Below are 2,374 nucleotides of genomic sequence, written 5' to 3'. Positions count from 1 at the left end.
CCCATCAGCGTGTATGCCGCGCGCCATTGTCTTGATATGGACCTGCTGACCCGAGGCGCCGGCTTCGGCTACATCGGCTCGACCATCACCTCGCTGATCTACGCGTCCTTCACCTTCATCTTCTTTGCGCTCGAAGCGGCCATCATGGCTTACGCGCTGGAGTTGGCCTTCGATATCCCGCCTGCCTGGGGGTATCTGATTTGCGCGCTGATCGTGGTGCCGTTGGTGACGCACGGCGTGACCATCATCAGCCGCTTGCAGTTGATCACCCAGCCGCTGTGGCTGGTGATGCTGGTCTTGCCCTTTGTGTATGTGTTCAAGGAGCATCCTGACATCCTGCGTGAGCTCAGCGCTTACCCGGGCGTTTCAGGAACCCATGCTGGTTTTGACCTGATGTCTTTTGGTTCCGCCATGACGGTGGGCATCGCGCTGATCACGCAGATGGGCGAGCAGGCAGACTATCTTCGCTTCATGCCGGAGTGCCGGACAGGGCACCGAGCCAGGTGGCTGGCTGCGGTGTTCGTCGGCGGGCCTGGGTGGGTGATTCCTGGCGTACTGAAGATGCTGGGGGGGGCCTTGCTGGCTTACCTGGCCATCAGCTACTCGGTGCCGGTTGATCGTGCGCTGGATCCCAACCAGATGTATCTGGTGGCCTGGGAAAAGATTTTTCCTCATCAAGCCTGGGCGATCGCCGCTGTGGCCTTGTTCGTGGTGGTCTCTCAGCTCAAGATCAATGTGACCAATGCCTATGCGGGCTCGCTGGCCTGGTCGAACTTCTTTGCGCGGGTTACGCACAGCCACCCCGGGCGCGTGGTCTGGGTAGTGTTCAACGCCGTGATCGCCTTGCTGCTGATGGAGCTCAATCTATTTCAGGCTTTGGGCAAGGTGCTGGGCCTGTACTCCAACATTGCGATTGCCTGGATCATGGCTGTGGTGGCGGATCTGGTCGTCAGCAAGCCCATGGGGTGGTCGCCCAAGGGCATTGAGTTCAAGCGCGCCTATTTGTATGACGTGAATCCGGTCGGCGTGGGTGCGATGGGATTGGCCTCGCTGATTTCGGTCTTGGCCTATGTAGGCTGGCTGGGCGATATGGCGCAAGCGTTCTCGGCTGTGATCGCGATGGTCGTGGCCTTCGTGACGGCTCCTGCGATTGCCTGGGCGACCAAGGGGCGCTATTACCTGGCGCGCTCGCCGCTGAAGTCGCCGCAAATGGCTCGCCCACCTTTCGTGCATGACGCGCCGGCCGAAGCAGAGGGCGCGCCTTTGAGCAAGGTGATCCGTCTGCGTGCCCTGCATCGCTGTACGGTGTGCGAACGCGAGTACGAGGCCGATGATGTGGCGCATTGCCCGGCTTACCAGGGCTTCATCTGCTCTCTGTGTTGCTCGCTGGATGCGCGTTGTCAGGATCTGTGCAAGCCGCAGGCGCGTTGGGCGGAGCAGTGGAGAGGCCTGGGGCGCCGGCTCATGCCCGAGTTCATCTGGCGCCGCATGGACACGGAACTGGGGCAGTTCATGTTGATCATGCTGCTGCTGGCCCCTTTGCTGGCCGGTGTGTTTGGCCTGGTCTATCAGCAGCAAATGCGGGATCTGGATGTGCTGGATCTGACCAACACTGGGGCTGCAGCAGAGATGCTGCGCGGTGCCTTTGTCAAGGTGTTCACGGCACTGCTGCTGGTGGCAGGCGTGGTGGCCTGGTGGGTGGTGCTGACGCACAAGAGCCGTCAGGTGGCGCAGGAAGAGTCCAACCGCCAGACTCATTTGCTGGTGCGCGAAATTGAATCCCACCGCATCACGGACGAGAAGTTGCAGCAGGCCAAGCAGACCGCCGAGCAGGCCAACCAGGCCAAGAGCCGCTACATCACCACCATCAGCCATGAGCTGCGTACGCCCCTGAACGGCATCCTGGGTTATGCGCAGTTGCTGGATGAAGACCATCAGTTGCCCGAGCACGTCAAGCATGCTGTGGGCGTGATCAAGCGCGGTGGCGATCACCTGCTGTCGCTCATTGAAGGCACGCTGGATATCGCGCGCATTGAGAGTGGCAAGCTGACGCTGGACGTCAAGCCTGTGCGTCTGGGCGATTTGCTGCAACAGATCACCGGCCTGATAGAAAACGAGGCACGAGCCAAGCAGCTCCAGTTCCATGCCGATATCGATCCAGCCTTGCCGGAGGCTGTGCGTGCCGATGAGCGCCGCGTTCGGCAGATCCTCATCAATGTGCTGGGCAATGCCGTGAAGTTCACGAGCACGGGGCAGGTCACGTTCAAGGTGCGCTATGCCCGCGAAATCGCGCAAATCGACATCACGGACACAGGCCCAGGCATTGCTCAGGCCGAGCTGGACAAGATCTTCGAGCCTTTTGCCCGCCGCAGAC

1 protein-coding gene is annotated in these 2,374 nt (G+C 60.9%); it reads left to right on the top strand.

Annotated elements, in window-relative coordinates:
• Nucleotides 1–2,374: histidine kinase dimerization/phospho-acceptor domain-containing protein (locus tag EPO09_RS02785; protein WP_290639922.1), on the top strand; the 2,374-nt coding region annotated here is incomplete at both ends.

This window comes from Aquabacterium sp., from assembly GCF_004297345.1.
GTDB lineage: Bacteria > Pseudomonadota > Gammaproteobacteria > Burkholderiales > Burkholderiaceae_C > Aquabacterium.
This window is presented reverse-complemented; position numbering and strand designations above follow the sequence as displayed.